We start from the raw sequence: 26,671 nt of genomic DNA, 5'->3' as shown, positions 1-26,671 counted from the left end.
CGTGACACCTCGCGCCGTGCGCCTGCTCTCCCGCCGCCTCCGCGCCCACTGGCTGGCGCGAACGGAGTCGGGGCTCGTGGTGCTGCGCCGCTACGGCGATGAAACGGACGGGGAGATCGCCTGGGAGGACGAGGTCGTCGCACGCCTGGCCGCGGCCGGCTGGCCGACGCCGCAATTGCTGGCGGGGCCGCTTCGGCTGGGCGAGGTTGCCTGGAGCCTTCACGTCTACCTGCCCGGGCGCGTCCTGTCGCGCGGCCCGGCCGGTCCGAGGGGCTATCGCCGCCTCGGCCGCCTGCTCGCCGAGTTCCACGACGCGCTGGCCGGCCTGCCGCCGCCGGGGCAGAGGCCGGGGTGGGTGAGCGTCGTGGACGGCGCGCTGCCGATCGGCGGTGGGACGGCCCGGCGCGACGAGCTGCTGGCGCTCCTGGAGCGCGCCGACTCCGAAGTGGCCCGCCTGGTCCGCCGCCAGCTTGAGGCTCTGGAGGCGCGGGCGCTCCCCGAAGTCTTCGCCGCCGCCCCTCGGCAGCTCGTGCACGGGGATCCGGCGCCCTGGAACCTGAAATCCGTGGGCGGCCGCTGCGTCGGCCTTCTCGACTTCGAACTCAGCCACCTGGATGTCGCCGCCGCAGACCTCGCTTTCGCTCGGCGCGGCTATCACGACGCCGTCGTGGCGGGTTACCTGTCGCAGCGGCCGATTGATGAGCGCCATCTCGCCCAGCTGGACGCGCTGTGGACCGCTGGACTGTTCCACGGCCTGTGGCGGATGCTCGCGAAGGCGCAGGCGCGCGGCGCGCTCGACCCTGCGGACCTGGCCTGGCACGTTCAGCAGTTCGGCAAGACGCGGCGGTACCAGTGACCGCCGAGGATGCGCTTGCGGTCTACCTAACCCTGGCGGAGGCCGGCGTGCGGGTCTGGCTCGACGGCGGTTGGGGCGTGGACGCGTTGCTCGGGCGTCAGACCCGGCCGCACGACGACCTGGACGTGGTGGTCGAGGAGCGCCAGCTGGCGAGGATGCTCGATGTACTGGCCGGCCGGGGTTTTGCCTCCATTCGCACGCCGGACGAGCGTCCCTGGAATTTCGTTCTCCAGGATACGGCCAGGCGCCGCATCGACGTCCATGTCGTCGTCATCGATGCCGCCGGGAACGGGATCTACGGCCCGCCGGAGAACGGGCAGGCCTATCCCGCGGCGGCGCTGCAGGGGCAGGGCCGCATCGGCGGCGTCCCGGTCAACTGCCTGACGGCCGAGCACCAGCTGGCCAGTCACACGGGATATCCCACCCGGCCCAAGGACCACCAGGACGTCCGCGCCCTCGCCGAAGCCTTCGGCCTTCCGCCTCCGCCGACCTATCGCCGTTGAGACCTGAAACCGGCGACGACGTGGCGGACGGGGTGGGATTCGAACCCACGGTGGGCGTGAACCCACGGCGGTTTTCAAGACCGCTGCCTTAAACCACTCGGCCACCCGTCCGGCAGGGCGCTTCTAGCAGGGGCGGGGAGGGGGCTCCACAGCCTGTTCGGAAGGGTTTCGTTAACCCTGCTGCAAGGCTCGGCCGTCAGGATGGGGCCGATCACCCCATCCGCCGAGGTCCCCGCCATGGCCGCCGTCCGCGCTCTCGCCCGTCCCGCCCGCTCGCTCGCGCTCGTCCTCCTGGCGGGGGCGAGCCTGGCCGCCTGCGCCAGCCCCAAGTTCGCCGCGCGGCTGCCCGCCTCGCCGGACGCGCCGGGCGCGGGGATCTCCGGGCCGCACTACAAGGTCGGAAAGCCCTACCAGGTGGGCGGCATCTGGTATGTGCCGCGCGAGCAGCCGGACTACGACGAGACCGGCATCGCCTCCTGGTACGGCCCGGGGTTCCACATGAAGGCGACGGCCAACGGCGAGACCTTCGACCAGGCGCTGGTCTCGGCGGCCCACACCACCCTGCCGCTGCCCAGCTGGGTGGAGGTCACCAACCTAGAGAACGGCCGCAAGATGGAGGTCCGGGTCAACGACCGCGGCCCGTTCGTGGCCGGCCGGATCATCGACCTGTCGCAGGAGGCCGCCCGCCGGCTGGGCTTCGAGCAGAAGGGCACCGCGCGGGTGCGGGTGCGCTACCTCGGCCCGGCCCAGCTGCCGGCGTCCGGCGTGCAGTACGCCTCCAACACCCGCAGCCCGAACGTGACGGCGATGACCCCGATCGCCAATCCGCCGCCCGCCGCGCCGGCCGAGGACCTGTGGGCGCCCCCGAAGACGGTCTCTTCGCCGAGCACAGTCGCCGCCGCCGAGCTGACCCCGCTCGACCTGCCGCCGGCCGCGCCGGCCCCCGCCGCCCCGGCGCTGACGCCGGTCTCGACGACGGCGCCGGCCACCACGGCCATCGGCCAGACCGCCGCCTACCGGATCCAGGCCGGCGCCTTCACCAACTGGGACAACGCCCGCAAGCGGGCCGACGCCATCGACGCCTCCGGCATCGCCCGGGCCAAGATCGAGACGGTCTACGAGGGCGGGGTGAACGTCTACCGCGTGCTGATCGACGGCCCGGCCGACGAGACGGAAGCTGCGATGCTGCGCGAGCGGGTGGTGGCGACGGGCTTTACCGACGCACGCGTGGTGCGCCGCTAGACTTCCTCGCCGAACGCGCCATTTTGGCGCCGTGGCGCGCGGGCGGTTCATCACTTTCGAAGGCGGCGAGGGCGGGGGCAAGTCGACCCAAGTCCGGGCGCTGGTCGCGCGCCTGGAAGAGGCGGGGATCGACGTCGTGGCGACCCGCGAGCCGGGCGGCTCCTTCGGCGCGGAGAGCATCCGCGACCTGCTGGTGACCGGCGCCGCCGACCGCTGGAGCCCGATCACCGAGACGCTGCTGATGTACGCCGCCCGCCGCGACCACATCGAGCGGGTGATCACGCCCGCCCTGGCCCGCGGCGCCTGGGTCGTCTGCGACCGGTTCGCCGACTCGACCCGCGCCTACCAGGGGGCCGGCGGCGGGACCGACCCGGCGCTGATCGCCGCGTTGGAGACCCACGTTCTGGGCGACGTGCGGCCCGACCTCACCCTGATCCTCGACCTGCCGGTGGAGGAGGGGCTGCGGCGGGCCCACAAGCGGGCCGGCGACGAGACCCGGTTCGAATCCAAGGGCGCCGCCTTCCACGAGAAGCTGCGCCAGGGCTTCCTGGCCATCGCCCGGGCCGAGCCCGGCCGCTGTGTGGTGATCGACGCCGCCCAGCCGGTCGACGACGTCGGCGAGGCGATCTGGGGGGCGGTGAGCGCCCGCCTGCCGCTCCATGCCTGAGGCGCCGCCGCATCCGCGCGAGGTGTTCGACCTGGTCGGCCATACGGCCAGCGAGGCCGCGTTCGAGGACGCCCGGGCCCGCGGGCGGCTGCATCACGCCTGGCTGCTGACCGGCCCGGAGGGCGTGGGCAAGGCGACCTTCGCCTACCGCGCCGCGCGCCGGCTGCTGGGCGCCGCACCCGAGCCGCGGCTGGGCCCGCTGGGATCGGACCCGTCCGATCCCGTCAGCCGTCAGGTGATCGCCCGGTCCCACCCGGACCTGCTGGTGCTCGAGCGGCTGACCGAGGACGGCAAGCCGCGCAAGGTCATCCCGGTGGACGAGGCCCGCACCCTGGCCGAGTTCTTCTCCAAGTCGCCGGCGACCGCGCCCTATCGGGTGGCGATCGTCGACGCCGCGGACGACCTCAACGTCAACGCCGCCAACGCCGTGCTGAAGACGCTGGAGGAGCCGCCGCCGCGGGGCGTGCTGTTCATGGTCAGCCACGCGCCCGGCAAGCTGCTGGCCACCATCCGCTCGCGCTGCCGCCGGCTGGCCTTCAGCCCGCTGCCGGAAGAGGAGGTGGCCGCCTTCGCCCGCCGCTACGCGGACGCCACGCCCGAGGACGCCCTGCACCTGGCGCGGATGAGCGGCGGCGCGCCCGGCCGGGCGCTGACCCTGGCGGCGAGCTCGGCCATCGAAGTGGACGAGGCGGCGCGGGCGATCATCTCCGGCCTGCCTGAACTGAACGAAGCCGCGGCTCTGGCGCTGGCGGACAAGTTCCGGGGCGGGGAGGGGCCGGCGCTCTTCGCGCTGACCTTCGAGCGGCTGGCCGCCCGCATCCACGCCTTCGTCGCCGAAGCCCGCGGCGAGCCGGCGGCGCTTGATCGCTGGGCCGCGGCGTGGGAGACGCTGCAGCGCCTGCCGCGCGAGGCCGAGGCGCTGAATCTCGACCGCGCGGACGCTTTCTTTGCGGCCCTCAAGGAGCTGAAGGCCGCCGCCCGCGCCTGAACCGGATGCTGATCGACAGCCACGTCAACCTGCACGCGCCCCAGTTCGACCCCGACCGAGAGGCGGTCATCGACCGGGCGCGCGAGGCGGGCATCGCCCTGATGGTCAACATCTGCGACCGGGTGTCCAACTTCGCCGCCGTGCGTGCGGTGGCGGAGGCGCCGGACATCTGGTGCACCGTCGGCACCCATCCGCACGAAGCCAAGGAGAATCCGCAGCTTGCGGCCGACACCTTGTGCGAAATCGCGGCCGATCCGAAGGTCGTCGGCATCGGCGAGACGGGGCTCGACTTCCACTACGACCTGTCGCCGCGGGACATCCAGGCCAGCGTCTTCCGGGTCCATGTCGAAGCCGCCCGGCGCACCGGCCTGCCGCTGGTCGTGCACACCCGCGAGGCCGACGACGTCATGGGCCAGATCCTCGAGGAGGAGTACGCCCGCGGGCCGTTCCGCCTCCTGATGCACTGCTACACCTCGGGCGCCGAGCTCGCCCGGCGCGCGGCGGCCCTCGGCGCCTGGTTCTCGGTCTCGGGGATCGCGACCTTCAAGACGGCCGAGGACGTCCGCGCCGTGGTCCGCGAGATGCCGGCCGACCGGATCATCGTCGAGACCGACTGCCCCTACCTGGCGCCCGTGCCCCACCGGGGACGGCGCAACGAGCCGGCCTATCTGCCCCAGGTGCTGGAGAAGCTGGCCGAAATCCGCGGCTGGAGCGTCCAGGACGCGGAGAAGCGGACCGAGGACGCCTTCTTCGCGCTGTTCGACCGGATTCCGCGGCCATGAGCGGCGTGCTGGAGGTCACCATCCTGGGCTGCGGCTCATCCGGCGGGGTTCCGCGGGCCGACGGCGACTGGGGCGTGTGCGATCCCGCCGAGCCGAAGAACGCCCGCACCCGCTGCTCACTGCTCGTCCGGCGCAAGGCCGGGGAGGGGGAGGAGACGACGGTGCTGGTGGACGCCTCGCCGGACCTTCGCCTGCAGACGGCCGCGGCGGGGGTCAAGCGGCTCGACGCGCTGCTGCTCAGCCACGACCACGCCGACCAGACCCACGGGATCGACGACGTGCGGGCCTTCTTCATCCGCCAGCGGGCGAAGATCCCGTGCCTGATGGATGCGGCGACCCACGCCTCGATGATGCGCCGGTTCGGCTACATCTTCGAAGCCGAGGGCGGCTATCCGGCCATCTGCGAGGCGCGCGAGCTGCCGGCGCATGGGGCGACCTGGATGCTGGACGGCCCGTCCGGCGCCATTCCGGTCTCCACCTTCGACCAGGACCACGGCGGCGTCCGCTCGGTGGGCTTCCGGTTCGGCGGCGTGGCCTACTCCAGCGACGTGGTCGGCCTCGACGAGGCGGCGTTCGCGGCGCTCGAAGGCGTCGAGGTCTGGATCGTCGACGCCCTGCGCTGGCGGCCGCACCCGACCCACGCCCACGTCGAGCGGTCGCTGGAGTGGATCGCGCGGGTGAAGCCGAAGCGCGCCATCCTCACCAACCTGCACATCGACCTCGACTACCGCGACCTGGCGGCCAGGCTTCCAGAGGGGGTCGAACCGGCCTACGACGGCCTCGTGATCGAGCATGCGCTAGGGACGGAGTTTCCTTGATTTTCCCGCCGCTTAAGCTCGGTTTCCTCGCGTCCCGCAACGGCAGCGCGATGCGCGAGATCGTTAACGCGATCGAGGGCAGGGCGCTGGACGCCGAGGCGCGCCTGCTGGTGAGCAACAACAGGAGCGCGCCGGCGCTGGGCTTCGCCGCCGAGCACGGCGTGCCTAGCCTGTGCATACCGACGCAGAGCGATCCGGACGCCGCCGATGCGCGGCTCTGCGCCGCGCTCGAGGCCGCGGGCGTCGAGTTGGTGGTGCTGTCCGGATACCTGCGGCGCCTCGGGCCGACGACGCTGGCCAGATTCCACGACCGCATCCTGAACATCCATCCGGGCCCGCTGCCGGCGTTCGGCGGCGAAGGCATGTACGGCCGGCGCGTGCACGAGGCGGTCATCGCCGCCGGCGTCGCGCAGAGCGAAATCTGCATCCATCTGGTGGACGAGGAATACGACCGCGGCCCGATCGTCGCCCGGCGCGCCGTCCCAGTGGAGCCCGGCGACACCGCCGAGACCCTGGAAGCCCGCATCCTGGCGCTGGAGCCGCCGTTCTTCGTCGACACGCTGCAGCGGATCGCCGAGGGGACGTGCCGGCTGCCTTGAGAGCGGCCTCCTCGTATTTCCGATAATCTTCCTTAGGCGAAGAACGCCTGCGCCCCCTCGAACCCGCCCCCTGTCGCGATGCGCAATACGGCCGGGCGGCGGCCCGCCGCCCGACTTGCGGAACGGCCAGCGAACCGCCCACTTCTTCCTCAGGGGCGCATTCGTCCGATCAGAACCTGGCCGCAATCGACACGCCTGCGGTCCTCGGCGGCGCATAGATGCTGAGGGTGTTGCCGAAGATGTCGAGCGGCGTGCGCCGTAGGACGCCGTCTTCTTCGAACAGGTTGTTCGCGAACACGCCAATGCGGATCCGATCGCCTGGCAGCGTGTAGAACAGCCGCGCATTGACCAGGTGAATGTCGTCGGTCTTGGCCTCCGGAGAGAGGCTGATGTCCTTGGGCTCGTTGGTTTCTTCGCTGAACGCGCCCTGCAGGTAGGAGTACTCGACCATCGGCTCCAGCAGCCCGCCGTTGGGCATGAGCCACGAATAGGAGATGTCGGCGCTCACATCCCACCGGCCTGTGTAAGGCACGGTGTTCCCGGCGAGCTGGTCAAAGCCCCCGGCGTCGTTCGGGCTGAGGAAGTCCTTGTACTCCCCCTCGGACCAGCCAGCGCCCAAGGAGAGCACCAGGTTCTCGACAGGGATTGCGCGCGCCTCGATTTCGAAGCCGCGGAACTCGACGTCCTTGGCGGGTTGAAGCAGCTCCTGCCCGAACTCGTTCACGACCTTCTGGTGGTACCCGTCGACCTTGTAGAAGAAGACGGACCCGTTCAGCCGGAGGCGGCGGTCGAGCCATTCCGTCTTGGCGCCCGCCTCGTAGGCGACGAGCTCCTCAGGATCCACGGCGTTGATCTCGGCGACGTCGATGAACGCGGCGGTGTTGAAGGCGCCGCTCTTCACCCCCTTCGACACGCTCGCATAGAGCAGCTTGTCGGGGTCGACCTGGTAGTCGACCCCTACCCGGCCGCTCCAGAACTCCCAGGTGCGGTCGTGCTTCACGTTCTGCACGCCGGTGAGGTCCACGACGTCGTCCGGCCTGACGTCGTAGGGGTTCGCCGTCCGCGGGTCGATGTAGGTGCCGAAGCCGTCGTAGTTGTAGAAGTCCTGGTCGAGCCGCCGCTTGTCGCGTGAAAGCCGACCGGCGAGCGTGAACTTCAGCCGTTCCGTCGCCTGATAGGTCGTGTGCGCGAACACGGCCACCGACTTGATGTCCTGCTCGTAGTCGTCGAGCACGAGGAACACCGCCGGGGCGCCGCCGTCCAGATAGCCGAACGCGCCCGAGTCGTCCCCGAACAGGAACGAGCCGGTGCTGCGCAGGTCTTCCTGCATGTAGAATGCGCCGACGATCCACTGCAGCGGGCTCTCAGTCGTCGACGAGAGGCGCACCTCCTGGCTGAACTGATCGGACTCGGCCCTTCCGCTCTGGACCCCATAGTAGGGTGTCTGCACCGGTCCATTGCCGTAGCCGAGGTCGAAGACGCCCTGCACCACCCCATCCACGTAGTTGAAGGCCAGGTGCGTCTTGGTGGACACCCCGCCCGTCACCGCATTGAGATCGAATCCATCGAAGCGATGCGTGAGGCGCAGGGACAGCTCCGTCGCCCTGACGCGCTCGAACTGCCGGGTCGTGGAATACAGGTCGTACGTGCCGCCCAGCACCTGGCCGGTAAGGGGCTGGAGCTCCTGCTCCGCCGGCCGCATGGTCGGCTGACCGAGGAAACGTCCCGTCTGGAGCTTGATCTGCGCCAGCGTGTTCTCGCCCAGGTCCACGTCCACCAGCGCGCGCACGGCCCAGCGCTCGTCCTCGCCCAAGGGCTCGCCGTCGATCAGGTTCTTGAAGTGACCGTCGGTGTCGCGCGCCGTGAAAGCCAGCCGCCCGCGCACCCAGTCACCGACGATGGGCCCGCTCATCGACCCGTCGACGGACCTGTCGTTGAAGCTGCCGTAGCTCGCATGCAGACGTCCCTCGGGCGCGCCCGTCGGCTGCGCCGAGACGAAGTGAATGACGCCGGCCGACGCGTTGTAGCCAAACAGCGTGCCTTGAGGCCCCTTCAGAACCTCGACGCGGTCGAGGTCGAACAGCGCAAACCCCTGCGCGGCGAGATTGTTGAGCAACAGGTCGTCACTGTAGACGGGTATCGGCGTGTTTGAGCTCGGGTTGAACTCCGTGTTCGACACCCCGCGCAGCGTGAACTGCGGTGTCGAATTGCCGAACGTGTTCACGGCCTGAAGATTTGGGACCTGGGTGACGATATCGGTCGCGCTCGTCAGCCCCGCGTCGGCGATGTCATCGCCCCCCAGAGCCGTCACGGAGATCGGTACGTCCTGAAGACTCTCGGCGCGGCGCTGGGCCGTGACGATGATCTCGTCGATCTGGGTCGCCCGGTCGGCCTCCGGCTGCGCGTCAGCGCTCCAGCCCGCCAGACAGGACGCGCCTGTGGCGCACATCAGCATCCAACGACGCGTCCACGACAGCTTCTTCGGCATCCTGGCCTCTCCCCGGTCCGACGCCTTTTGAACGCGTCGTTCTAATTAGCATCACAGTTGTCATGTTAATTAGAGAATGCAAGGGGGGATCGCGGCCTGAAAGCGGGGAACTGGATGCTTTCGAAGTCCCCTCCCCGCCCGCCGCCCCGCGGCGCAAGTCACGAGCGACGTGGGACTTCGCGTCTCAGGGCCCGTCGCCCGCGTCAGAACGCCTTGTGCTGGCCCGAGTCCGACCTCTTGCCTTCCCGGGCGTCCCAGGCGGCGTTGATGACGTAGGCGTAGAGCGCCGCCACGTCGGCGTCGGTCAGGGCCTTGAACTGGGGCATGCCGCCCGACCTGCGATCGCCGCCCTGCACCACCCCTTTGAAGTGCGTCAGGTCGAGCTGGGTCCGGTTCAGGTTGGGGATCCCGCCGCCCACCGAAGCGCCGCCGTCGGTCCCGTGGCAGTACTCGCACGAATAGGCGGCGAAGAGCGCCTCGCCGCGCCTGGCCAGCGCGGCGTCCTGGCGCGGGACAGGCGGCGCCGGCGCGGGCTCCGCCTTCGCGAGCGGCGGATAGGCGGCCGTCCCGCCGATCTTGAAGGCGAGCAGCCGCGGCGGCGTGCGCGCCTCCGGCGTGGAGCTGTAGCGGCCGACCAGCGATGCCGAGGCCGAGGCCCCGCCGTTCCCGGTGGCGACGACAAGGTACTGCTCTCCGTCCAGCGTGACGGTCGACGGCGCGGCGCGGATCGCCCCGCCCGTCTGCCGGCTCCACAGGATCTCGCCGGTCGCCTCGTCGAAGGCGACCAGCCGCCCGTCCGCCAGGCCCTGGAAGACGAGGCCGCCGGCGGTGTGCAGCAGCCCGCCGTTGACCGGCAGCCTGGACGTCGTCGTGCGCCACTTCACCGAATGGCTGGCCATGTCGATCGCCACCACCTCGCCGCGTGGCTTCACTTTGGCGTCGGGGCGATCCCCGTAATACCAGTCGTAGTGACCCTCGGCCGTGCGGCTGACCGGCATCACCATCGCCGGCACGTAGAGGATGTTGGTCTTGGGGTTGAAGGCCAGCGCCTCCCAGCCGTGCGCGCCCATCCCGCCGGGAAGCACCAGCGTCTCCTGGCCGGGCCTGTTCCAGTACATGGCCTCGGGGTTCTGGATCGGCCGCCCCTGCGCGTCGAGGCCGCTCGCCCAGGTCATCTGCGCGTACTGCGTCCCGCCCAGGAACTTGCCGGTGGCCGCGTCGTAAGCGTAGGCGAAGCCCTGCTTCGGGACGGAGATCACCGCGCGGCGGACCTGCCCGTCCACCGGCAGGTCGGCGAGCATCAGGCCCACCGCCGCCTCATAGTTCCAGCCGTCGTGCGGCACCTGCTTGGCGTGCCAGCGGTACTTGCCGGTGCGTGCGTCCACCGCGACCACCGAGTTGGTGAAGAGCTCGTCGCCGGCGTCTGCGGCCCGCAGGTTCGGCTCGCCCGGCCCAAGGGCGCCCGTGCCGATGATCAGCTGCTGCAGCTTCTCGTCGTAGACCATCGCGTCCCAGGGCGAGCCCGAGCCGCGCGTCTTGGCGTACCAGCCGGTCCCCCAGGTCTTGGCGATCTTCTGGTAGAACGGATCGGTCTCGGCGGCCGGGTCGCCGGGCACGGTGTAGAAGCGCCACCTGCGCTTGCCCGTCTCGACGTCGAAAGCATCGACGAAGCCGCGCTGCGTGCCCAGCTCCTGGTTCGAATTGCCGATGAACACCAGGCCCCCGCCGACCCGCGGGGCGCCGGTGATCCCGTAGTCGAGCTTGGAGTCGCAGCTCTGTGCTTCCCAGCGCTGCTTGCCCGTCTTCTGGTCGACCGCCACCAGCCGGCAATCGCCCGTGGCGATGATCACCTTGCCCTTGTAGAGCGCCACGCCGCGGTTGAACTGGCGGGCCCAATAGCCGCCCACCGATTGGTCCTCGGTGGAGCCGTCCGGATACTCCGCCGTGAAATGCCACAGGAGCTTCCCGGTCTTCAGGTCGTTGGCGAAGATCTGGCCGCCCGGCCCGCCCTGGAAGACCACGCCGCCCTCGATCAGCGGATTGCCCACCAGCCCGTAGGTGGTGGGCATGTCGACGGCCCAGGCCAGGCCGAGCTCGTCGAGGCTCTCCTTGTCGATCTGGCGGAGCGCGGCGTGGTGCTGCATCTGGGAGCCGTTGCCGAGCAGCGCCCAGTCGGTGTTCGCCGGATCGCCGGCGCCGCGCGAGCACGCGGCCGCCAGCATCGACAGCGCCAGGACGGCGGCCTTTGCGACCTTCATGGCTGGGCCCGTCAGGCCAGGCCGGAGCCGGCGACGGCCACCGCGCGGACCTCCACCAGGAACTCGGGCATCGCCAGCTGGGTGACCCCGACGGCGGTCCAGGACGGGTACCGGTCAGGGAAATAGGCGTCCTTCACCTTGCGGAACTCCGCCATGTCGCCGCGAAGGTCGGTGTGGAAGGTCATCAGCTCGACCACGTCCGCCAGGGTCGCGCCGGCGCTCTCGAGGATGGTCTTCAGCCCTTCGAACGCCAGGCGGGCCTGCGCCTCCATGCCGACCCCCGGCTTCATCGCCGCGTCGATGCCGACCTGGCCGGAGACCCAGATCATGTCCCCGACCCGGGTCGCCGGGGCGAAGTGATAGGCGTCGTACATCGCCTGCATCGGCGCCGGGATGATCTGCCGGCGCCGGCGGTCCTGCTCGCTCATGATCCGGTCCTCAGACGACTTGGCGGAAGACGGGCGAGCGGAAGGGCGCGCCGGCCTCGAGGCCGGCCAGCTCCTTCTTGAACAGCACCCCCTGGCGGGCGTACCCGGACCGGCTCTCGTCGGGCAGCGGACTGAAGGTGGCGTCGTCGCCGAAGAAGCGCAGCACCAGCGTGTGGCGGTTCGGGAACTCGGCGTCCACCGCCGCGCCGCCGTGCAGCGTGCCGGGATGCAGCACCAGCACGTCCCCCGGCTCTGTCGCCCATGACAGGATCTCGAACGCCCCAGGATCGGCCCTCCGCTCGGCCTCCACGTCCGGCAGCCGCGGCCAGACGTCCCCGCCGTGCAGCGGATCGGTCGGGTCTTCCGGGTTCCTGAAGGTGGTGCCGTCGTAGCGCGGGCCCAGGTGCGAGCCGCGGACGATCTCCAGCGCATTGGCCTTGGGCACGGCCTCGAAACTGATCCAGGCGTTGCCCCAGTGCAGGCCGGCCCAGGGCAGATACGACGTGTCCTGGTGCCAAAGGGTGCGCCCGCCCACGCCCCCCTCTTTCAGGAACACCTCTTCGGCGAAGTACCAGGCGTTCTGCGACCCCCAGAGGTCGGCGAACATCCGGCCAAGCGGCAGGGACGCCACCAGCTCGTCGAGCTTGGGCTTGGCCAGAGGGTTGCAGTTGTCGACGTGCGCCCGCTGGCCGCTGCTGCCGATCATCTTGCTGGCATGCGGACCAGGGTTCTCGATGGCCCAGTCGAACGCCTCGCGGCATTGCGCGAGCTGCTCGGAGCTCAGCACCCCCTTCATCAGGACCGCGCCGTCCTCCCGGTAGGCCTTTCGCAGAGCGTCTTCCATCGATGCGTCCTCCGCACATTGTTCTTGTGGAAGCACCGTATCAGCGGCCCCTATTTTGCGCAACGAATGTTATGATAATTGGAAGCCAGGGCGAACCGGCTATCCTTGGCCGCATGGCCGACGACCAAGCCCTCACCAAGTCCGCTCCGAGACCGGCGGCGGAGACTCCGCCCCGCCGGGGGCGCGGCCGGCCGGTCGGCGACCGCGAGGGCCGGCGCGCGGAACTGCTCGAAGCGGCGATGAAGGTGATCGCCGAGGAGGGCATCGCCGCCGCATCCCTGCGCCGGGTCGCCAAACGCGCCGGATGCACGACGGGCGCCGTCTCATATTATTTCGCCAACAAGGAAGCGATGATGGCCGCCGTCATCGAGAGCCGCTTCGACCAGTTCGACAAGCTCTTGGAGATTGGCGACGACGCGGCCAGCGTCAGGCGTGGGTTCGAACGCTGGCTCGAGATCACCACCACGGAAGACGCCGTCTGGGCGGCCGGCTTCCAGCTGCTCGCCTACGCGCGCAACGAACCGGCCCTCGCCGCCGCATATCAACGGCGCTACGCCCATTACCGCGGCGTCTTCGCCTCGATTCTGGCCAAGGGGCAGCAGCAGGGCTGGGTCCGCACCGACATCGCCGCCGACCTGCTGGCCGACCAGCTCAGCGCGATGGGGGACGGGTGGATGATGCTCTACCCGATCGAGCCTGCCCGCTTCGGGCCGAAACGAGTGAAGGCGCTCCTGGACGCCACCATGGCCATCATCTCGCCGCCCGCGCCCTCGCCCGGAAAACGCTCCGCCTGATCCCGCTTTCGGTCGTCAGCGCCGCGCTTTATTTTGCATCACACCCGTGATGTTATTCGCCGACCCGACGTGGTCGTCGGGGCAGGATCGGACGGCGAGAGAATGGGCGACCTTGAACTGAGCGCGATCCGCCTGCGGCCCATGGGCCTCGAAGACCTCGGCCAAGCGCCGCTCGACTGTCACGGAGGCGCCGCCGAGGCGGCTGATCGGATCCGCGACCTGGGCGCGGCCGCGATCCTCGCTTTCGACGGCGACCAGCACGTCGGACAGCTGCAGTTCCGGCGACATCGGCCAGGACTCCGGTCGGCCGCCGGGCTCTTCAGTCCGGACTACTGGGGCGACTTCGCAGGGCGCGACCCTCCCCTGCCCGCCGCCACGCTTTGCATCTATTGCTACCACGTCGGTCAGCTGACCGCGGGCAAGGACAGGGATGCGCGCTACCAGGGCCGGGGCCTCGGCGTCGCGCTCCTGGATCATCTCATCCACTGGGCGCGCAGCGAGGGATTTGCGGCGATCGTCGCCAAGTCCATGCCGCCGGCCCGTGAGATCCTGCAGTTCATGGGCGGCCAGACCGAAGCGACTTACGCAAGCCGCGGCTTCACCTGCGTCGACCGGTGGATCGATCAACCCATGCATCAAGCGCTGGTCGAGCGCGATTTGGTCGGCGCCCAGGGCGACCCCGAAAAAGACGCGACGGTGGGCCTCTGCGTGCTGCAGCTGCGGCCGTAGCTGCGCCACGGGCGCCGGCGCCGCGGGGACGCAGATCGAGATCGCGCGAGCGTTCGCATGCTCCGGCGGCGGCGATACGCAGGAACTCGCGCCCCCGCCCCTCGTTTGGGGTCCGATCCGCAACGGGATCGGTCAGAGCGCTCGGGATGTCCTTCAGGCCCTCACAGCGGAAGATGCTCGCCCCCGCGATGTCCGGGGCGCTGGCCGCTGCGGCAGTCGGCGTCGGATCGGGGGCGGCGCTGAAGCCGACGGCCGCCGAGTGCGGCCTGCCGCGCCCGCCGCAGCTGCTGCATCTGTCCGAGGTCGAGCTGGCGGCCCTGGAACGTTCGCCGCGTCACACCTGGCCGAGCGTCCCGGCGGCCTGGCGGTCCTGACGTCCCGTCGGCCCTTACCCACAACGAGCACACGCAAAGCGCTGCCTTGGGATTTTCTCGCGCGATACGGGAACTGGCCTGCCCGCGCTGTGTTGAGGAAGTGCGCGGCGCCCACCCCCCGACAGAGCCGCGCAGCACAACCAGCCCCCCAGGCCCCGCCGTTCGCGGCGGGGCCATCCCTTTTCAGCGGAAACGGTAGATCGCCGGGTTCATCGGCGGCAGCTCGCCTGTGACGGGCTCCAGCCGCACGCGCCGGCCGCCGCAGGCGCACCGCAGCCGCGCCTCGAAGGCCCTCAGCGGCAGGCCGTGCCCGGCCTCCATCCAGTCCCCCAGATCCAGCGCGCTCTCCGCGCCGCAGTTGGCCGACAGGCACCGCGCCACGAGCATGCCCGCCGGCGGCCCAGCCGCCCTCGCCGCCTGTTCCATCATTCCCCAATCCGAGCCGTCGTGAGCCATCTCGCCTCCAGGAATGGAACAAAAGCAGAACTGCCGAGCGGGCGCCAGGGCCCGACGGCTGTATTTCGGCATGATTCAACGGGCTCCGCCCAGCCCTCGCCCGGCGGGCGTCAGCATGCCGCATCGCGACCGCGCGCCAGAGTCCCATATTAGGACAGTGCCAAGGCCCGCAGAGGCCGGCCGGCGGTGCTCCGCCAAACCTTAGAAAATCCAGCCCGCTAAGCGGAGCAATTGCATCATCTAGAGAGGTGGACCTGGTGGATCAAACGCGCGCGCACGCGCCCACCCACAATCATTGGAAGCGGTTGGCGGTCTTTGCGCTGCTCGCGATCTGGTGCGTGGCGTTCTTCGCGGTCGCGGCCCAGGCGAGCGGCTATGTGGGGGCGAACCTGACCTCCCGCCAGACCAGCGCCGAGGCGCTCACCGCCGAGAGGCTGGGGCAGCTGTTCCCGCGCGTCGAGGAGCCGGTCTACGAGACCGTCTGGGTGGGCAAGGACGTGGACGGCGACGGCGCGGCCGACTTCGCCAACCCCACCGGCCTGGCCCCGCGCGAGCATGACCACTTCGGCTCCGGCGCCTTCGGCGCCTCCCGCGACGGCGGCCGCCGCCGGCATGCGGGCGTCGACTACGTCGCCGAGGCCGGCCAGACCGTGGTCGCCCCGATCTCCGGCTATGTCAGCCACATCGGCTACTGCTACGGCGACAGCGTCCGCTACCGCTATGTCGAGATCACCAACCCGGCGCTCGGCTACGAGGCCCGCGTCTTCTACATCGACCCGGACGTGAAGGTCGGCGACGCGGTGCGCGTCGGCAAGCCGATCGGCAAGGTGCGCACGCTGCAGGACCGCTACGCCGGCATCACCGACCACGTCCACCTGGAGATCGCCGCGCCCGGCCAGGGCCGCATCGACGCCACCCGGGTGATCGCCGAACGGACCGTGCGCGCCGACCTGCGCGGCTAGCTTACCTTCACCACCTCGCTCATCACCGGGCCGATCTCGTCGTGCAGGACGAGATCGGCGAGCATGTCCTGCTCGGTCGGCTCGCGATTGACGATGGCCAGCCGCGCGCCGTTGCGCTTGGCCATGATCGGAAAGCCCGCGGCCGGATAGACGACCAGGGACGATCCCAGCACCAGGAAGAGGTCGCAGGACAGCGTCGCCTCCTGCGCCCGCTGCATCGGCTCTTCCGGCATCGCCTGGCCGAACGAGATGGTGGCGGTCTTCACGATCCCGCCGCAGTCGCGGCACGCGGGGAGCTCTCCCCGCTCCAGGAAGGGCCCTCTGAGGTCCTCCAGCTCGTGCCGCATCCCGCACTCGAGGCAGGATGCGTAGGTGGCGTTGCCGTGCAGCTCGATGATCTTCTCGGGCGGCACGCCGCTCGCCCGATGCAGATCGTCGACGTTCTGTGTGATCACCGCCGAGACCTTGCCCTGCTCCACCAGCCGGGCGACCGCGTAGTGGCCGGCGTTGGGCGCCCTGCCCGTCCAGCCGGCGCGGCCGGTGAAGGCGCGGGTCCAGGCCTCCCGCCGCTTCTCCTCACTGGCGACGAACTCCTGGAAATAGATCGGGCTCATCCGGCTCCAGACCCCGCCGGGGCTGCGGAAATCGGGAATGCCGGATTCGGTGGAGATGCCGGCGCCGGTGAACACCACCACGTTCGCCGCCCGCTCGATCAACTCGGCCAGCCGTCCGGGGTCAGCCATCGCGCTTCATCATCCCGAACCTCGCCCGCGTCGACGTCGCCTGGAAGGTCTCCAGGCCGTTGGCGACCAGGATCTCCCAGATCTCCTCGGCGCTCTCGGCATATTTGAACAGCTCCAGGTCGACCGGGTTGATCATGCCGTGCTCCAGCAGGTGCTCGAAGTTGATCAGCTTGGTCCAGTAGCCCTTGTCGAACAGCACGATGGGGATGACCGGCGCCTTCCCGGTCTGCCGCAGCGTCAGGATCTCGAACAGCTCGTCGAGGGTGCCGAAGCCGCCCGGGAAGATCACCAGCGCATGGGCCCTGAGCGCCAGGTGCATCTTGCGCATCGCGAAGTAGTGGAATCGGAAGGTCAGCTCCGGCGTCGAATAGGCGTTCGGCTCCTGCTCGTGCGGCAGGGTGATGTTGAAGCCGATGGACGGCGCGCCGGCGTCGCAAGCGCCGCGGTTGGCCGCCTCCATGATGCCGGGCCCGCCGCCGGTGGCGATCACGTTGCGGCGGATCGGCTCGCCGTGCAGCAGCGCCCCGCCCCGCTCGGAGGCGATCCGCCCGAACGCGCGCGCCTGCTGGTACCAGAAGGCGGCCCGCCCATCGCCGGCCTCGTGGCTGCGGGCGCTGCCGAACACCACGATGGTCGAGACGATCCCCCAGGCCCGCAGGACCTGGTCGGCCTTGGCGAACTCCAGCATGAACCGGACCCCGCGCATCTCCTCCGAGAGCAGGAACTCGGTGTCGAGCGTGGGGAGCCGGTAGCTCGGCGAGGCCATCTGGGCCTCGTTGCCGCTGATGTCTTCGACGTGCGGCTGCGGCGGCGGGATCGTCTTTTCTTCGGCCATGGGGCGGTAACGCAGAAGCTAGGCGACGAGCGCCGTCACCTCCTCCACCTCGCCCGGCGTCAGCACCCAGCCGGCCGCCGCGGCGTTGGCCTGCACCTGCTCGGGCCTGGTCGCGCCGGCGATCACCGAGGAGACGACCGGCTGGCCCAGCAGCCAGGCGAAGGCGAGGTCCAGCAGGCCCTTGCCGCGCTGCTCGGCGAACCCGGACAGCTTCTCCAGCTTCTCGAAGTTGCGGTCGGACAGGGCGTCCTGCCCGCGCTTGCCCCACGCGGCCAGGCGGGTGCCTTCCGGCGGCGGCTCGCCGCGCTTGTACTTGCCGGTGAGCAGGCCCGAAGCCAGCGGGAAGAAGGGCAGGAAGCCGAGGCCGAACCGCTCGCAGGCCGGCAGCACCTCGCGGGCCGAGCCGCGCTCGAGCAGGCTGTAGAGGTTCTGGGCGGAGACGAACCGCTCCCGGTTCGTCGAGCGGCTGATCCAGTCGGCGTCGGCGATCTGCCAGCCGGTGAAGTTGGAATTGCCGAGGTAGCGGACCTTGCCGGCCTTCACCAGGTCGTCCAGCGCCGACAAGGTCTCCTCGATCGGCGTGTCGGGGTCGGGGCGGTGCATCTGGTAGAGGTCGATGTAGTCGGTCCCGAGCCGCTTCAGGCTCGCCTCCACCGCCTGCATGATATAGCGGCGCGAGCCGCCCTTCTGGTCGTGCCGCTGGCCCATGGGGCTGGCGAACTTGGTGGCGATCACCACCTCGTCGCGGCGGCCGGCCAGGGCCTTCCCCAGCATCACCTCGGACTGGCTGCCGCCGTAGACGTCGGCGGTGTCGAAGAAGTTGATCCCGGCGTCGAGGGCGGCGGCGACCACGGCGTTGGTCGCCTCCTGGTCGATGCGCATGCCGAAGTTGTTGCAGCCGATCCCCACGGCGCTGACCTTCAGCCCGCTGTTCCCCAGCCTGCGGTACTCCATCCCCTACCCTCCTACGCGTTGGCGCTCTGGCGGCGCGGGCGCGATGGTAGGCGGCGGGCGAGCGTCGCCGCAATGGGCGGCGGCTCAGAGCGAGCGCAGGATCCGGAGCGCCTCGGGGTTTTCGCAGGCGGCGCGGCGCTCGTTGATCTGCTGGAACAGCGAGACGCTGGTGGTCTCCTCCTCCGGCTCCAGCCATTGCAGCGCAGCGCGGTAAGCCATTTCGTCACTCGATGCGGCGATCTCGCCAAGCTCGACGTTGAGCGTCATCGATGTCTCCCGTCCGGGGCGGCCCGTTAACGGATTATCAACTCTGAAACAGAGTGAAACGGAAGAGCTTGGCTGTTGGCCTCACGAACCTTTGAGCCGGCCGAAATCTGTTATCACCGATAACATTCTGGTTGGCGGGCCCGACGGTCGGGGCCTACCATATCCTTCCAAGAAATGACGCCGCGTCGCGGCAGGCTTAGGCCGGGGTCCTTCAGGATCGCGTCTCCGCCTCCGCGGGAGTAGAGTGTCGCGGGAAGGAAACGGATACGTGCAGCGCACCCGCGCAGAGGGGCCCGAGTACTTTCACAAGGTGGTCGATTGCCAGTGGGCCTGCCCTGCCCACACGCCGGTCCCTGAGTACATCAGGCTGATCGCCGAAGGCCGATACACCGACGCCTACATGATCAACTGGAAGAGCAACGTCTTCCCGGGGATCCTCGGCCGGACCTGCGACCGCCCCTGCGAGCCCGCCTGCCGGCGCGGCCGCGTGGAGGAAGAGCCGGTGGCCATCTGCCGGCTCAAGCGCGTCGCCGCCGACAACAAGGGCGCGATCGTCGACCTGCTGCCAAGGCCGGCGGAACAGAAGAACGGCTACCGGATCGCCCTGGTGGGCGCTGGGCCCGCTTCTCTGACCGTGGCCAGGGACCTCGCGCCGCTCGGCTACGAGCTCGTCTGCTACGACCAGGAGACCAAGAGCGGCGGCATGATCCGCTCGCAGATCCCCCGATTCCGCCTGCCGGAGGAGGTGATCGACGAGGAGGTGGGCTACGTCGCCCAGCTCGGCCTCGAGCTCAGGCTCGGCCAGCGGATCGACAGCCTGAAGGCCCTGCTGGACGAGGGCTACGACGCGGTCTTCGTCGGCGCCGGCGCGCCGCGCGGCCGTGACCTCGACATTCCCGGCCGCCAGGAGGCGGCGGCGAACATCCACATCGGCATCGACTGGCTCTCCTCGGTGTCCTTCGGCCACGTGGAGCGGATCGGCCGGCGGGTGATCGTGCTGGGCGGCGGCAACACCGCCATGGACTGCTGCCGCACCTCGCGCCGGCTGGGCGGCGAGGACGTCAAGGTGATCGTCCGCTCCGGCTTCGAGGAGATGAAGGCCTCGCCCTGGGAGAAGGAGGACGCGATGCACGAGGGCATCCCGATCCTCAACTACCTGGTCCCCAAGGCCTTCACTCACGAGGGCGGCAAACTGACCGGCATGTGGTTCGAGAAGGTGGTCGCCGAGTACGACGACAAGGGCCGCCGCCGCCTCGTGCCCTCCGGCGAGCCGGACCAGCACTTCGAGTGCGACGACGTCCTGATCGCCGTCGGCCAGGAGAACGCCTATCCCTGGATCGAGCGCGACGTCGGGATCGAGTTCGACGAGTGGGACATGCCCAGGGTCGACCCGGTCACCTTCCAGTCGACCAATCCCAAGGTCTTTTTCGGCGGCGACGCCGCCTTCGGGCCCAAGAACATCATCTGGGCCGTGGCCCACGGCCACGAGGCGGCGATCAGTATCGACGCCCACTGCCGCGGCGCGCGGGTCTCCGACCGGCCGCCGCCGATGGCCAGCCTGATCAGCCAGAAGATGGGCATCCACGAGTGGAGCTACGACAACGCCGTCTCCAACGACCGCCGCTACCGGGTGCCGCTGCGCGAGCCGGAGGTGGCGCTGAAGGACGTGCGCGTCGAGGTGGAGTTGGGCTTCGACCGCGAGCTGGGGTTCAAGGAGGCCCAGCGCTGCCTGAACTGCGACGTGCAGACCGTCTTCACCGACAACCTGTGCATCGAGTGCGACGCCTGCGCCGACATCTGCCCCACCGACTGCATCACCTTCATCGCCGAGGAGCCGGAGCCTGAGCTGCGGACCAAGCTGAAGGCGCCGGCCCTGAACCTGACCCAGGACCTGCTGGTCTCGGGCGCGCTCGCGACCGGCCGGGTCATGGTCAAGGACGAGGACGTCTGCCTGCACTGCGGGCTCTGCGCCGAACGGTGTCCCACCGGCGCCTGGGACATGCAGAAGTTCATGCTGGAGACGGCGCAAGCGGGGGCGGGATGCCGGTGACGCGGTACAACGACTTCGTCGTCAAGTTCGCCAACGTGAACGGCTCGGGCTCGGCCAGCGCCAACGGCCTGTTCGCCAAGGGCGTGATGCGGATGGGCGTGCCGGTGGCGGCGCGCAACATCTTCCCCTCCAACATCCAGGGCCTGCCCACCTGGTACGAGGTGCGGATCACCGAGGAAGGCCACCTGGGCCGCCGGGGCGGCGTCGACCTGATGGTCGCGATGAACCCGCAGACCTGGGAGAAGGACGTCGCCGAGATCGAGAGCGGCGGGTTCCTGTTCTACGACTCCACCAAGCCGATGCCGGCCTCGGCCTTCCGGGACGACATCGGCGTGATCGGCGTGCCGCTGACGGCCATGTGCAACGCCGCCTACCAGGTCCCGCGCGAGCGGCAGCTGTTCAAGAACATCATCTATGTCGGGGCCTTGTGCGAGCTTCTTGGCATGGAGGCCGAGGTCTTCGAGGACCTGTTCGCCCAGCAGTTCAAGGGCCGCCAGCGGCTGATCGACGCCAACGTCGAGGCCCTGCGCATGGGCCGCGACTACGTCCGCGAGAACCTTCAGCCGCTGCCCCTGCGGGTGCGCCGCGCCGACCGGGTCGGAAACCGGATCTATGTGGAGGGCAACCAGGCCTCCGCGCTCGGAGCCGTCTACGGCGGGGCGACGGTCTGCGCCTGGTATCCGATCACGCCCTCCACCAGCCTGGCCGAGGCCTTCACCGAATACTGCCAGGAGCTGCGGATCGACCCGGCGACCGGCAAGGCCCGCTACGCCATCGTCCAGGCCGAGGACGAGATCGCCTCCATCGGCATCGTGGTCGGGGCCGGCTGGAACGGGGCCCGGGCCTTCACCTGCACCTCCGGGCCGGGCGTCTCGCTGATGACCGAGTTCGTGGGCCTGTCCTACTTCGCCGAAATCCCGGCGGTGATCTTCGACGTCCAGCGCGGCGGGCCCTCCACCGGCATGCCGACGAGGACCCAGCAGGCCGACATCCTGGCCGCCGCCTACACCGGCCACGGCGACACCAAGCATCCCCTGCTCTTCCCGGCCGACCCGGGCGAGTGCTTCACCATGGGGGCGCTGGCCTTCGATCTGGCCGACCGGCTGCAGACGACCATCTTCGTCATGCTCGACCTCGACATCGGCATGAACGAATGGCTGGTCGAGCCCTTCCAGTGGGACGAGAGCCGCAAGCTCGACCGCGGCAAGGTGATGACCCACGAGGAGCTGGAGGCCGGCCGCGACTTCGGCCGCTACCTCGACGTGGACGGCGACGGCATCCCCTACCGCACCTATCCGGGCGTCCACCCGACGCGCGGCGCCTATTTCACCCGGGGCACGAGCCGCAACCCCTACGCCCGCTACTCCGAGGAAGGCGCCGTCTACGTCGACAACATGCAGCGGCTGCTGCGCAAGTTCGAGACCGCCAAGTCGCTGATCCCGGCGCCGGTGCTGAAGCCGGCGAAGGGCAAGGCCAAGGACGGGGTGATCTATTTCGGCTCGACCTCGGCGGCGATGGATGAGGCGCTGGCCGCCCTCGCCGGCCAGGGCATCCGGCTGGATGCGCTGAGGGTCCGCGGCTTCCCCTTCGCCGATCAGGTCTACGACTTCATCGCCGCCCACGAGCGGGTGTTCATCGTCGAGCAGAACCGCGACGCGCAGCTGAAGACGCTGATCGTCACCGAGGGCGGCGTCGATCCGGCCAAGCTGACATCCGTGCTGCATTACGACGGCACGCCGATCACCGCCCGCTTCATCGCCGGCGAGATCGCCATGCTGACGGCCACGGGCCAGGTGGAGGCCGCCGAATGACCTACATCCTCAAGCCCCAGCTGCATCACCCCAAGCTGCCGACCAACAGCCTGGGCTATACGCGCCGCGACTATGAGGGCTCGGTCTCGACGCTGTGCGCCGGCTGCGGCCACGACTCCATCTCGGCGGCGATCATCCAGGCGGTGTTCGAGCTGGAGATCCCGCCGCACCGGATCGCCAAGCTTTCCGGCATCGGCTGCTCCTCGAAGACCCCCGACTACTTCCTGGGGGCCAGCCACGGCTTCAACACCGTCCACGGCCGCATGCCCTCGGTGCTGACGGGGGCGAACCTCGCCAACCGCGAGCTGATCTACCTGGGCGTCTCCGGCGACGGCGATAGCGCCTCCATCGGCTTCGGCCAGTTCGCCCACGCCATCCGGCGCGGCGTCAACATGACCTACATCGTCGAGAACAACGGCGTGTACGGCCTCACCAAAGGCCAGTTCTCGGCCACCTCGGACAAGGGATCGAAGTCCAAGCGCGGGGTCGTCAACCACGACAGCGCCATCGACCTGGTCTCCACCGCCCTGCAGCTCGGCGCGACCTTCGTCGCCCGCTCCTTCTCCGGAGACAAGGCTCAGCTGGTGCCGCTGATCAAGGCGGCCCTGGCCCACAAGGGCGCGGCCTTCATCGACACCCTCAGCCCGTGCGTGCAGTTCAACAACCACGCCGGCTCCACCAAGAGCTTCGACTATGTGCGCGAGCACAACGAGGCGGTGAACCGGCTGGACGTCATCGTCGGCCGCGACCCGATCCACGTCGACTACGCCCCCGGCGAGACCATCGAGGTCACCCAGCACGACGCCTCGGTCCTGCGGCTGCACAAGCTGGCCGATAGCTACGATCCCACCGACCGGGTCTCGGCCATCGCCTACCTGCAGGCGGCCCAGGCCCGGGGCGAGATCGTCACCGGCCTGCTCTACCTCGACCCCGAGGCCGAGGACCTGCACGACGGCCTGGGCACCGTCGAGGCGCCGCTCAACGCCCTTTCCGACGCCGAACTCGTCCCGGGCCCTGCGGCGCTGGAGCGGATCAACGCCGCCCTGAGGTGATCCGGACCCTCCTCTTCGACGCCGACGGCGTGCTGCAGCACCACGGCCCGTTCTTCGACGAGGACTGGATCTGGCCGGCCGAGCAGCATCGCGAGCTCTTCCGGCGGATCTGGGCGCACCCGAAGTACGAAGGGTGCCTGGAGGGGCGAGGCGACTTTACCGGCGTCTGCAAAGCGGTTCTCGCAGAGAGCGGTTGGAGCGCCTGTGAGGCGGATCAATACCTGGACCGCTGGATGCGCCGCGGGCTCGAGCCCGACGCCATCATGCTCGGCTGGGTTCAGGACCTCCGGGCCGCCGGCCTCGCCTGCCACCTGGCGACCAACCAGGAAGACGTCAAAGCCGAGTTCCTCGAGCGCGAGCTGGGCTACGACGAGGCCTTCGATCGTCTGTTCGTCTCCTGCCGCCTGGGCGCCGCCAAGCCCGAGCGGCGGTTCTTCGAGGCGGTGGCGGCCGCCCTTCCCGTACCGCCTCAGGAGGTCGCCTTCTTCGACGACAAGCCCGAGAACGTGCAGGCGGCGATTGACGTCGGCTTCATCGGCCGCCGCTTCACCGACCGCGAAAGCTTCGCGCGGGATGTGGAGACCCTCACCGGCGTCACTCTTGCGGCGGCGCAAGGCGACCCGGCCAAGGTGCGCGCCAGGCTCTTTTAGACTCGAGGCCGGATGCGGCGGTCCCGTCGGGGCAAGCTCCACCATTTCGCAAACCCGTGATCTCCGATTGTGGCCCTCGGGCGTACAATGGGCCTGACGGAAATGAGGAAGAGGCCGCCCATGGACTGGCCACCGACCGACACCCACACCCGCGCCCTGGCGCACCTGGAGGAGGACCTGCGCGCCGCCTGCCTGCTTCGGTGCATGGCCGATCACCAGCGCGCCGCCGCCGACCTCGCGCGGGCCTATGCGGACGCCCGGATCGACACCCTGACGCGGCACATCGCCGAGGTGGAGGCCCATCGGCCGCGCGGGCCGGAACGGATCACGGGCCCCCTCAGTCGGCCGGGCGTTATCGCAGCTGCGTCAACATAAAGGCGCGGATCGCCTCGGAGTCCTCCGCGGTCATGAACCGGCTGAAGCCGGCCATGCCGTTCTGGCTGAGCGCGCCGTCATGCACGACCGCCTTCCACGCGGTGGGCTCGAGCGTCATCGGTGACTGCCTCAGGTTCGGCAGGAAGCCGCCGGAGTGGCAGTGGCCGCAGTAGCGGGCGTAGAGCACCCGACCCCTGTCCGGGTCGGCCGTTGAGGCGACCGCCAGGGTCTTGTCCAGCGGGGGCCGCCGCTCGACCGGCGGATAGTCCGCCGCCTTGGCGGTTCCGCCCAGCTTGAAGACCAGCAGCCGCCCGGGGCGGCGGGGCTCGACGCTGTTGATGCCCCCCGCCCCGCCCCAGCCGACCATCACGGCCACGTACTGAACGCCGTCCAGCTCGTACGTCGCCGGCGCGGCGATGATCCCGTTGCCGGCCGCATAGGACCACAGCTTGGTCCCGTCCTTGGCCGAGTAGGCGATCAGGTCCTTGCCCGCGCCCTGGAAGACCAGGTCGCCGGCGGTGGCCAGCACGCCGCCGTTCCAGGGCTGGGGCAGGCGCACGCTCCAGCGCGGCTTGCCGGCCGCCACGTCCCAGGCCAGCAGGCGGCCGCCGAACTCGGTGAACGGCGGCATCGCGGCCCAGGCCGGTTGCGCCGAAGGCGGCGTCGCCGGACCGGTCGCGGCGATCGCCTGCGGCGGCGTCGAGCCCAGCCGCGGCTGGGCCTGCGGCGTGCCGGGCGGGCCGGCATTGTTCGGATTGTTGGCCGGACCAGAGCCGCCCCCGCCCAGGGCGGTGTTCCAGGCCCCCTGGGTGAAGACATAGTTGGGATCGTCCTGGTAGCCGCCGGGCAGCACCATGGCCGGGATGAACACCAGCCCCTCGTCCGGGTGGTAGGCCATCGGCTGCCAGTTGTGGCCGCCCAGCGGACCGGTCACGTGACGGGCGGGGCCCTCCACGTAACGGGCGGTCGGCGACTCCAGCGGCCGGCCGGTGGCCAGGTCCACCTTCTCGGCCCAGGTGACGGGGATGTACTTCTCGGCGGACAGGAGCTGTCCGCTCTTGGCGTCGAGAACATAGAAGAAGCCGTTCTTCGGCGCCTGCATGACGACGCGCCGCTTGGCGCCGCCGACCGCCACGTCGGCCAGCATGATGTGCTGGGTGGCGGTGTAGTCCCAGGAGTCGCCGGGCGTCGTCTGGTAGTGCCAGACGTACTCGCCGGTATCCGGCTTCAGGGCGACGATGGACGACAGGAACAGGTTGTCGCCCTTGCCGTCGCTGCGCTTCTGGTGGTTCCAGGGACTGCCGTTGCCCACGCCGATGTAGAGGAGGTCGAGCTTCGGGTCGTAGGCCATGGCGTCCCAGACGGTGCCGCCGCCGCCGCTCTCCTTCCAGCCCTCGCCGAACCAGGTGCCCGCCGCCTTCTGCGCCATCACCTTGTCGGAGGCCGCCCCGTCCGGTTTCCCCTCGGGGTTGGGCGTCGTGTAGAAGCGCCAGGCGAGCTTGCCGCTGGCCGCATCGTAGGCCGAGACGTAGCCGCGCACGCCGTACTCTGCGCCGCCGTTGCCGATCAGCACCTTGTCCTTCACCACGCGCGGCGCGCCGGTGATGGTGTAGGGGCGTCCGGTGTCGGTGGTCTGGACGTCCCAGACGACGTCCCCGGTGGCCGCGTCGAGGGCGATCAGCCGCCCGTCGAGCGCGCCGACGTAGACCCTGCCCTTCCAGACGGCGACGCCGCGGTTGACCACGTCGCAGCAGGCGTCGAAGGCCTTGGCCCCGTCCACCTTGGGATCATAGGCCCACTTCAGGGCGCCCGTCCGCGCGTCGAAGGCGTAGACCTTGGACCAGGCGGTGGTGGTGTAGATCACCCCGTCCACCATCAGCGGCGTGGCTTCCTGACCGCGGTCGGTGTCGAATTCGTGCCACCAGGCCAGACCGAGCTGGCCGACGTTGGTGGTGTCGATCTGCTTGAGGGGGCTGAAGCGCTGCTCGGAATAGCTGCGGCCGTAATTGAGCCATTCGCTGTTCCGCTCGGCCGCGATCAGGCGCCTGGCGTCCACGCCCGCCGTGCGGCCGTCCGCGAACGCCGCGCCCACCGCCATCGCCGCCGCCACGGCGGTCAGCGCCCAAAGTCCAAGCCGCATGATTCC

27 protein-coding genes and 1 tRNA gene are annotated in these 26,671 nt (G+C 69.9%); 17 read left to right on the top strand and 11 right to left on the bottom strand.

Translation table 11 applies throughout. The features are described from left to right. Nucleotides 1-16: 16 nt before the first annotated feature. Nucleotides 17-856 carry a phosphotransferase enzyme family protein gene (locus ACFSC0_RS16570; RefSeq protein WP_377355208.1) on the top strand — a complete coding sequence of 280 codons (840 nt, stop codon included), beginning with the start codon at nucleotides 17-19 and terminating at the stop codon, nucleotides 854-856. After that, entirely contained in the window at nucleotides 853-1,359 is a 507-nt protein-coding gene (locus tag ACFSC0_RS16565; protein WP_377281974.1) for a nucleotidyltransferase domain-containing protein, read from the top strand. The genes ACFSC0_RS16570 and ACFSC0_RS16565 overlap by 4 nt, the downstream gene beginning before the upstream one ends. A 21-nt stretch (nucleotides 1,360-1,380) precedes the next feature. Here the strand turns inward: ACFSC0_RS16565 and ACFSC0_RS16560 are convergent. Further along, nucleotides 1,381-1,470: transfer RNA gene (locus ACFSC0_RS16560), tRNA-Ser, on the bottom strand. Nucleotides 1,471-1,596: 126 nt separating this feature from the next. On the opposite strand from ACFSC0_RS16560, the gene ACFSC0_RS16555 reads away from it, so the two are divergent. Genes ACFSC0_RS16555 through purN form a run of 6 tightly spaced genes read left to right on the top strand, consistent with a single transcriptional unit; the run spans nucleotide 1,597 to nucleotide 6,455 of the window. Next, complete coding sequence (locus ACFSC0_RS16555) at nucleotides 1,597-2,601, top strand: septal ring lytic transglycosylase RlpA family protein (protein ID WP_377281973.1); 1,005 nt, start codon at nucleotides 1,597-1,599, stop codon at nucleotides 2,599-2,601. A gap of 31 nt (nucleotides 2,602-2,632) precedes the next feature. After that, nucleotides 2,633-3,268 (top strand): dTMP kinase, encoded by a 636-nt coding sequence (gene tmk, locus ACFSC0_RS16550; protein WP_377281972.1) that lies wholly within the window; start codon nucleotides 2,633-2,635, stop codon nucleotides 3,266-3,268. After that, nucleotides 3,261-4,256, top strand: a complete 996-nt coding sequence (locus ACFSC0_RS16545; protein WP_377281971.1) for a DNA polymerase III subunit delta' — start codon at nucleotides 3,261-3,263, stop codon at nucleotides 4,254-4,256. The genes tmk and ACFSC0_RS16545 overlap by 8 nt, the downstream gene beginning before the upstream one ends. Next, on the top strand, nucleotides 4,253-5,038 hold the full coding sequence (locus ACFSC0_RS16540) for a TatD family hydrolase (RefSeq protein ID WP_377282277.1): 786 nt from the start codon (nucleotides 4,253-4,255) through the stop codon (nucleotides 5,036-5,038). The genes ACFSC0_RS16545 and ACFSC0_RS16540 overlap by 4 nt, the downstream gene beginning before the upstream one ends. After that, nucleotides 5,035-5,856, top strand: a complete 822-nt coding sequence (locus tag ACFSC0_RS16535) for an MBL fold metallo-hydrolase (RefSeq protein WP_377281970.1) — start codon at nucleotides 5,035-5,037, stop codon at nucleotides 5,854-5,856. Before ACFSC0_RS16540 ends, ACFSC0_RS16535 begins: the two co-directional genes overlap by 4 nt. Then, nucleotides 5,853-6,455, top strand: coding sequence for a phosphoribosylglycinamide formyltransferase (gene purN, locus ACFSC0_RS16530; protein WP_377281969.1), 603 nt, complete (start codon nucleotides 5,853-5,855; stop codon nucleotides 6,453-6,455). The genes ACFSC0_RS16535 and purN overlap by 4 nt, the downstream gene beginning before the upstream one ends. A gap of 169 nt (nucleotides 6,456-6,624) precedes the next feature. On the opposite strand, the gene ACFSC0_RS16525 is transcribed toward purN, so the two are convergent. The 4 genes from ACFSC0_RS16525 to ACFSC0_RS16510 form a co-directional block, all read right to left on the bottom strand. Then, nucleotides 6,625-8,943 (bottom strand): TonB-dependent receptor, encoded by a 2,319-nt coding sequence (locus tag ACFSC0_RS16525; RefSeq protein WP_377281968.1) that lies wholly within the window; start codon nucleotides 8,941-8,943, stop codon nucleotides 6,625-6,627. A gap of 203 nt (nucleotides 8,944-9,146) precedes the next feature. Next, nucleotides 9,147-11,201 (bottom strand): outer membrane protein assembly factor BamB family protein, encoded by a 2,055-nt coding sequence (locus ACFSC0_RS16520; RefSeq protein ID WP_377281967.1) that lies wholly within the window; start codon nucleotides 11,199-11,201, stop codon nucleotides 9,147-9,149. An 11-nt stretch (nucleotides 11,202-11,212) separates the two neighbouring features. After that, nucleotides 11,213-11,629, bottom strand: coding sequence for a RidA family protein (locus tag ACFSC0_RS16515; RefSeq protein WP_377281966.1), 417 nt, complete (start codon nucleotides 11,627-11,629; stop codon nucleotides 11,213-11,215). A gap of 10 nt (nucleotides 11,630-11,639) precedes the next feature. After that, nucleotides 11,640-12,473: a phytanoyl-CoA dioxygenase family protein gene (locus ACFSC0_RS16510; protein WP_377281965.1), complete on the bottom strand. Its 834-nt coding sequence runs from the start codon at nucleotides 12,471-12,473 to the stop codon at nucleotides 11,640-11,642. Between the two features lie 113 nt (nucleotides 12,474-12,586). Here ACFSC0_RS16510 and ACFSC0_RS16505 point away from each other — a divergent pair, with 113 nt between their 5' ends. The 3 genes from ACFSC0_RS16505 (at nucleotide 12,587) to ACFSC0_RS16495 (ending at nucleotide 14,370) form a co-directional block, all read left to right on the top strand. Then, the gene (locus ACFSC0_RS16505; RefSeq protein ID WP_377281964.1) at nucleotides 12,587-13,267 is read left to right on the top strand and encodes a TetR/AcrR family transcriptional regulator; all 681 of its coding nucleotides are present in this window, start codon (nucleotides 12,587-12,589) and stop codon (nucleotides 13,265-13,267) included. 102 nt (nucleotides 13,268-13,369) lie between these two features. Further along, nucleotides 13,370-13,996 carry a GNAT family N-acetyltransferase gene (locus ACFSC0_RS16500; protein WP_377281963.1) on the top strand — a complete coding sequence of 209 codons (627 nt, stop codon included), beginning with the start codon at nucleotides 13,370-13,372 and terminating at the stop codon, nucleotides 13,994-13,996. Between the two features lie 173 nt (nucleotides 13,997-14,169). Beyond that, entirely contained in the window at nucleotides 14,170-14,370 is a 201-nt protein-coding gene (locus tag ACFSC0_RS16495) for a hypothetical protein (RefSeq protein WP_377281962.1), read from the top strand. 183 nt (nucleotides 14,371-14,553) lie between these two features. Here ACFSC0_RS16495 and ACFSC0_RS16490 read toward each other — a convergent pair whose 3' ends face one another. Next, nucleotides 14,554-14,826, bottom strand: coding sequence for a hypothetical protein (locus ACFSC0_RS16490; RefSeq protein ID WP_377281961.1), 273 nt, complete (start codon nucleotides 14,824-14,826; stop codon nucleotides 14,554-14,556). A gap of 338 nt (nucleotides 14,827-15,164) precedes the next feature. Here ACFSC0_RS16490 and ACFSC0_RS16485 point away from each other — a divergent pair, with 338 nt between their 5' ends. Next, a complete protein-coding gene (locus ACFSC0_RS16485; RefSeq protein WP_377355207.1) occupies nucleotides 15,165-15,788 on the top strand; it encodes a M23 family metallopeptidase in 624 nt (207 codons plus the stop codon). Here ACFSC0_RS16485 and ACFSC0_RS16480 read toward each other — a convergent pair. The 4 genes from ACFSC0_RS16480 to ACFSC0_RS16465 form a co-directional block, all read right to left on the bottom strand. Next, a complete protein-coding gene (locus ACFSC0_RS16480; RefSeq protein WP_377281959.1) occupies nucleotides 15,785-16,531 on the bottom strand; it encodes an SIR2 family NAD-dependent protein deacylase in 747 nt (248 codons plus the stop codon). The two genes, ACFSC0_RS16485 and ACFSC0_RS16480, sit on opposite strands and share 4 nt — an antisense overlap. After that, nucleotides 16,524-17,366: an LOG family protein gene (locus ACFSC0_RS16475; RefSeq protein ID WP_377281958.1), complete on the bottom strand. Its 843-nt coding sequence runs from the start codon at nucleotides 17,364-17,366 to the stop codon at nucleotides 16,524-16,526. Before ACFSC0_RS16475 ends, ACFSC0_RS16480 begins: the two co-directional genes overlap by 8 nt. Nucleotides 17,367-17,384: 18 nt before the next feature. Next, nucleotides 17,385-18,320: an aldo/keto reductase gene (locus tag ACFSC0_RS16470; protein WP_377281957.1), complete on the bottom strand. Its 936-nt coding sequence runs from the start codon at nucleotides 18,318-18,320 to the stop codon at nucleotides 17,385-17,387. 84 nt (nucleotides 18,321-18,404) lie between these two features. Then, nucleotides 18,405-18,587, bottom strand: a complete 183-nt coding sequence (locus ACFSC0_RS16465; RefSeq protein WP_377281956.1) for a hypothetical protein — start codon at nucleotides 18,585-18,587, stop codon at nucleotides 18,405-18,407. A 268-nt stretch (nucleotides 18,588-18,855) separates the two neighbouring features. Here ACFSC0_RS16465 and ACFSC0_RS16460 point away from each other — a divergent pair, with 268 nt between their 5' ends. From ACFSC0_RS16460 to ACFSC0_RS16440, 5 genes are all read left to right on the top strand, one after another. Beyond that, nucleotides 18,856-20,637 carry an FAD-dependent oxidoreductase gene (locus tag ACFSC0_RS16460; RefSeq protein WP_377281955.1) on the top strand — a complete coding sequence of 594 codons (1,782 nt, stop codon included), beginning with the start codon at nucleotides 18,856-18,858 and terminating at the stop codon, nucleotides 20,635-20,637. Beyond that, the gene (locus ACFSC0_RS16455) at nucleotides 20,628-22,448 is read left to right on the top strand and encodes a 2-oxoacid:acceptor oxidoreductase subunit alpha (protein ID WP_377281954.1); all 1,821 of its coding nucleotides are present in this window, start codon (nucleotides 20,628-20,630) and stop codon (nucleotides 22,446-22,448) included. Before ACFSC0_RS16460 ends, ACFSC0_RS16455 begins: the two co-directional genes overlap by 10 nt. Beyond that, nucleotides 22,445-23,500 carry a 2-oxoacid:ferredoxin oxidoreductase subunit beta gene (locus ACFSC0_RS16450; RefSeq protein ID WP_377281953.1) on the top strand — a complete coding sequence of 352 codons (1,056 nt, stop codon included), beginning with the start codon at nucleotides 22,445-22,447 and terminating at the stop codon, nucleotides 23,498-23,500. Before ACFSC0_RS16455 ends, ACFSC0_RS16450 begins: the two co-directional genes overlap by 4 nt. After that, nucleotides 23,497-24,150, top strand: a complete 654-nt coding sequence (locus ACFSC0_RS16445; protein WP_377281952.1) for an HAD family hydrolase — start codon at nucleotides 23,497-23,499, stop codon at nucleotides 24,148-24,150. The genes ACFSC0_RS16450 and ACFSC0_RS16445 overlap by 4 nt, the downstream gene beginning before the upstream one ends. Nucleotides 24,151-24,270: 120 nt before the next feature. Then, nucleotides 24,271-24,525, top strand: a complete 255-nt coding sequence (locus ACFSC0_RS16440) for a hypothetical protein (protein WP_377281951.1) — start codon at nucleotides 24,271-24,273, stop codon at nucleotides 24,523-24,525. On the opposite strand, the gene ACFSC0_RS16435 is transcribed toward ACFSC0_RS16440, so the two are convergent. After that, a complete protein-coding gene (locus tag ACFSC0_RS16435; protein ID WP_377281950.1) occupies nucleotides 24,503-26,665 on the bottom strand; it encodes a PQQ-dependent dehydrogenase, methanol/ethanol family in 2,163 nt (720 codons plus the stop codon). The two genes, ACFSC0_RS16440 and ACFSC0_RS16435, sit on opposite strands and share 23 nt — an antisense overlap. Nucleotides 26,666-26,671 lie beyond the last annotated feature (6 nt).

The organism is Phenylobacterium terrae (genome assembly GCF_042681205.1).
GTDB lineage: Bacteria > Pseudomonadota > Alphaproteobacteria > Caulobacterales > Caulobacteraceae > Phenylobacterium > Phenylobacterium terrae.
The sequence above is the reverse complement of the archived record's forward strand: the minus strand, read 5'-3'. Positions and strand labels throughout refer to the sequence as shown.

Coding starts and splice junctions, on each gene's coding strand:
- ACFSC0_RS16555 (WP_377281973.1), top strand. CDS start 1,597: ATGGCCGCCGTCCGCGCTCTCGCCCGTCCCGCCCGCTCGCTCGCGCTC.
- ACFSC0_RS16545 (WP_377281971.1), top strand. CDS start 3,261: ATGCCTGAGGCGCCGCCGCATCCGCGCGAGGTGTTCGACCTGGTCGGC.
- ACFSC0_RS16535 (WP_377281970.1), top strand. CDS start 5,035: ATGAGCGGCGTGCTGGAGGTCACCATCCTGGGCTGCGGCTCATCCGGC.
- ACFSC0_RS16525 (WP_377281968.1), bottom strand. CDS start 8,943: ATGCCGAAGAAGCTGTCGTGGACGCGTCGTTGGATGCTGATGTGCGCC.
- ACFSC0_RS16520 (WP_377281967.1), bottom strand. CDS start 11,201: ATGAAGGTCGCAAAGGCCGCCGTCCTGGCGCTGTCGATGCTGGCGGCC.
- ACFSC0_RS16515 (WP_377281966.1), bottom strand. CDS start 11,629: ATGAGCGAGCAGGACCGCCGGCGCCGGCAGATCATCCCGGCGCCGATG.
- ACFSC0_RS16510 (WP_377281965.1), bottom strand. CDS start 12,473: ATGGAAGACGCTCTGCGAAAGGCCTACCGGGAGGACGGCGCGGTCCTG.
- ACFSC0_RS16505 (WP_377281964.1), top strand. CDS start 12,587: ATGGCCGACGACCAAGCCCTCACCAAGTCCGCTCCGAGACCGGCGGCG.
- ACFSC0_RS16500 (WP_377281963.1), top strand. CDS start 13,370: ATGGGCGACCTTGAACTGAGCGCGATCCGCCTGCGGCCCATGGGCCTC.
- ACFSC0_RS16495 (WP_377281962.1), top strand. CDS start 14,170: ATGCTCGCCCCCGCGATGTCCGGGGCGCTGGCCGCTGCGGCAGTCGGC.
- ACFSC0_RS16490 (WP_377281961.1), bottom strand. CDS start 14,826: ATGGCTCACGACGGCTCGGATTGGGGAATGATGGAACAGGCGGCGAGG.
- ACFSC0_RS16480 (WP_377281959.1), bottom strand. CDS start 16,531: ATGGCTGACCCCGGACGGCTGGCCGAGTTGATCGAGCGGGCGGCGAAC.
- ACFSC0_RS16475 (WP_377281958.1), bottom strand. CDS start 17,366: ATGGCCGAAGAAAAGACGATCCCGCCGCCGCAGCCGCACGTCGAAGAC.
- ACFSC0_RS16470 (WP_377281957.1), bottom strand. CDS start 18,320: ATGGAGTACCGCAGGCTGGGGAACAGCGGGCTGAAGGTCAGCGCCGTG.
- ACFSC0_RS16465 (WP_377281956.1), bottom strand. CDS start 18,587: ATGACGCTCAACGTCGAGCTTGGCGAGATCGCCGCATCGAGTGACGAA.
- ACFSC0_RS16455 (WP_377281954.1), top strand. CDS start 20,628: ATGCCGGTGACGCGGTACAACGACTTCGTCGTCAAGTTCGCCAACGTG.
- ACFSC0_RS16450 (WP_377281953.1), top strand. CDS start 22,445: ATGACCTACATCCTCAAGCCCCAGCTGCATCACCCCAAGCTGCCGACC.
- ACFSC0_RS16440 (WP_377281951.1), top strand. CDS start 24,271: ATGGACTGGCCACCGACCGACACCCACACCCGCGCCCTGGCGCACCTG.
- ACFSC0_RS16435 (WP_377281950.1), bottom strand. CDS start 26,665: ATGCGGCTTGGACTTTGGGCGCTGACCGCCGTGGCGGCGGCGATGGCG.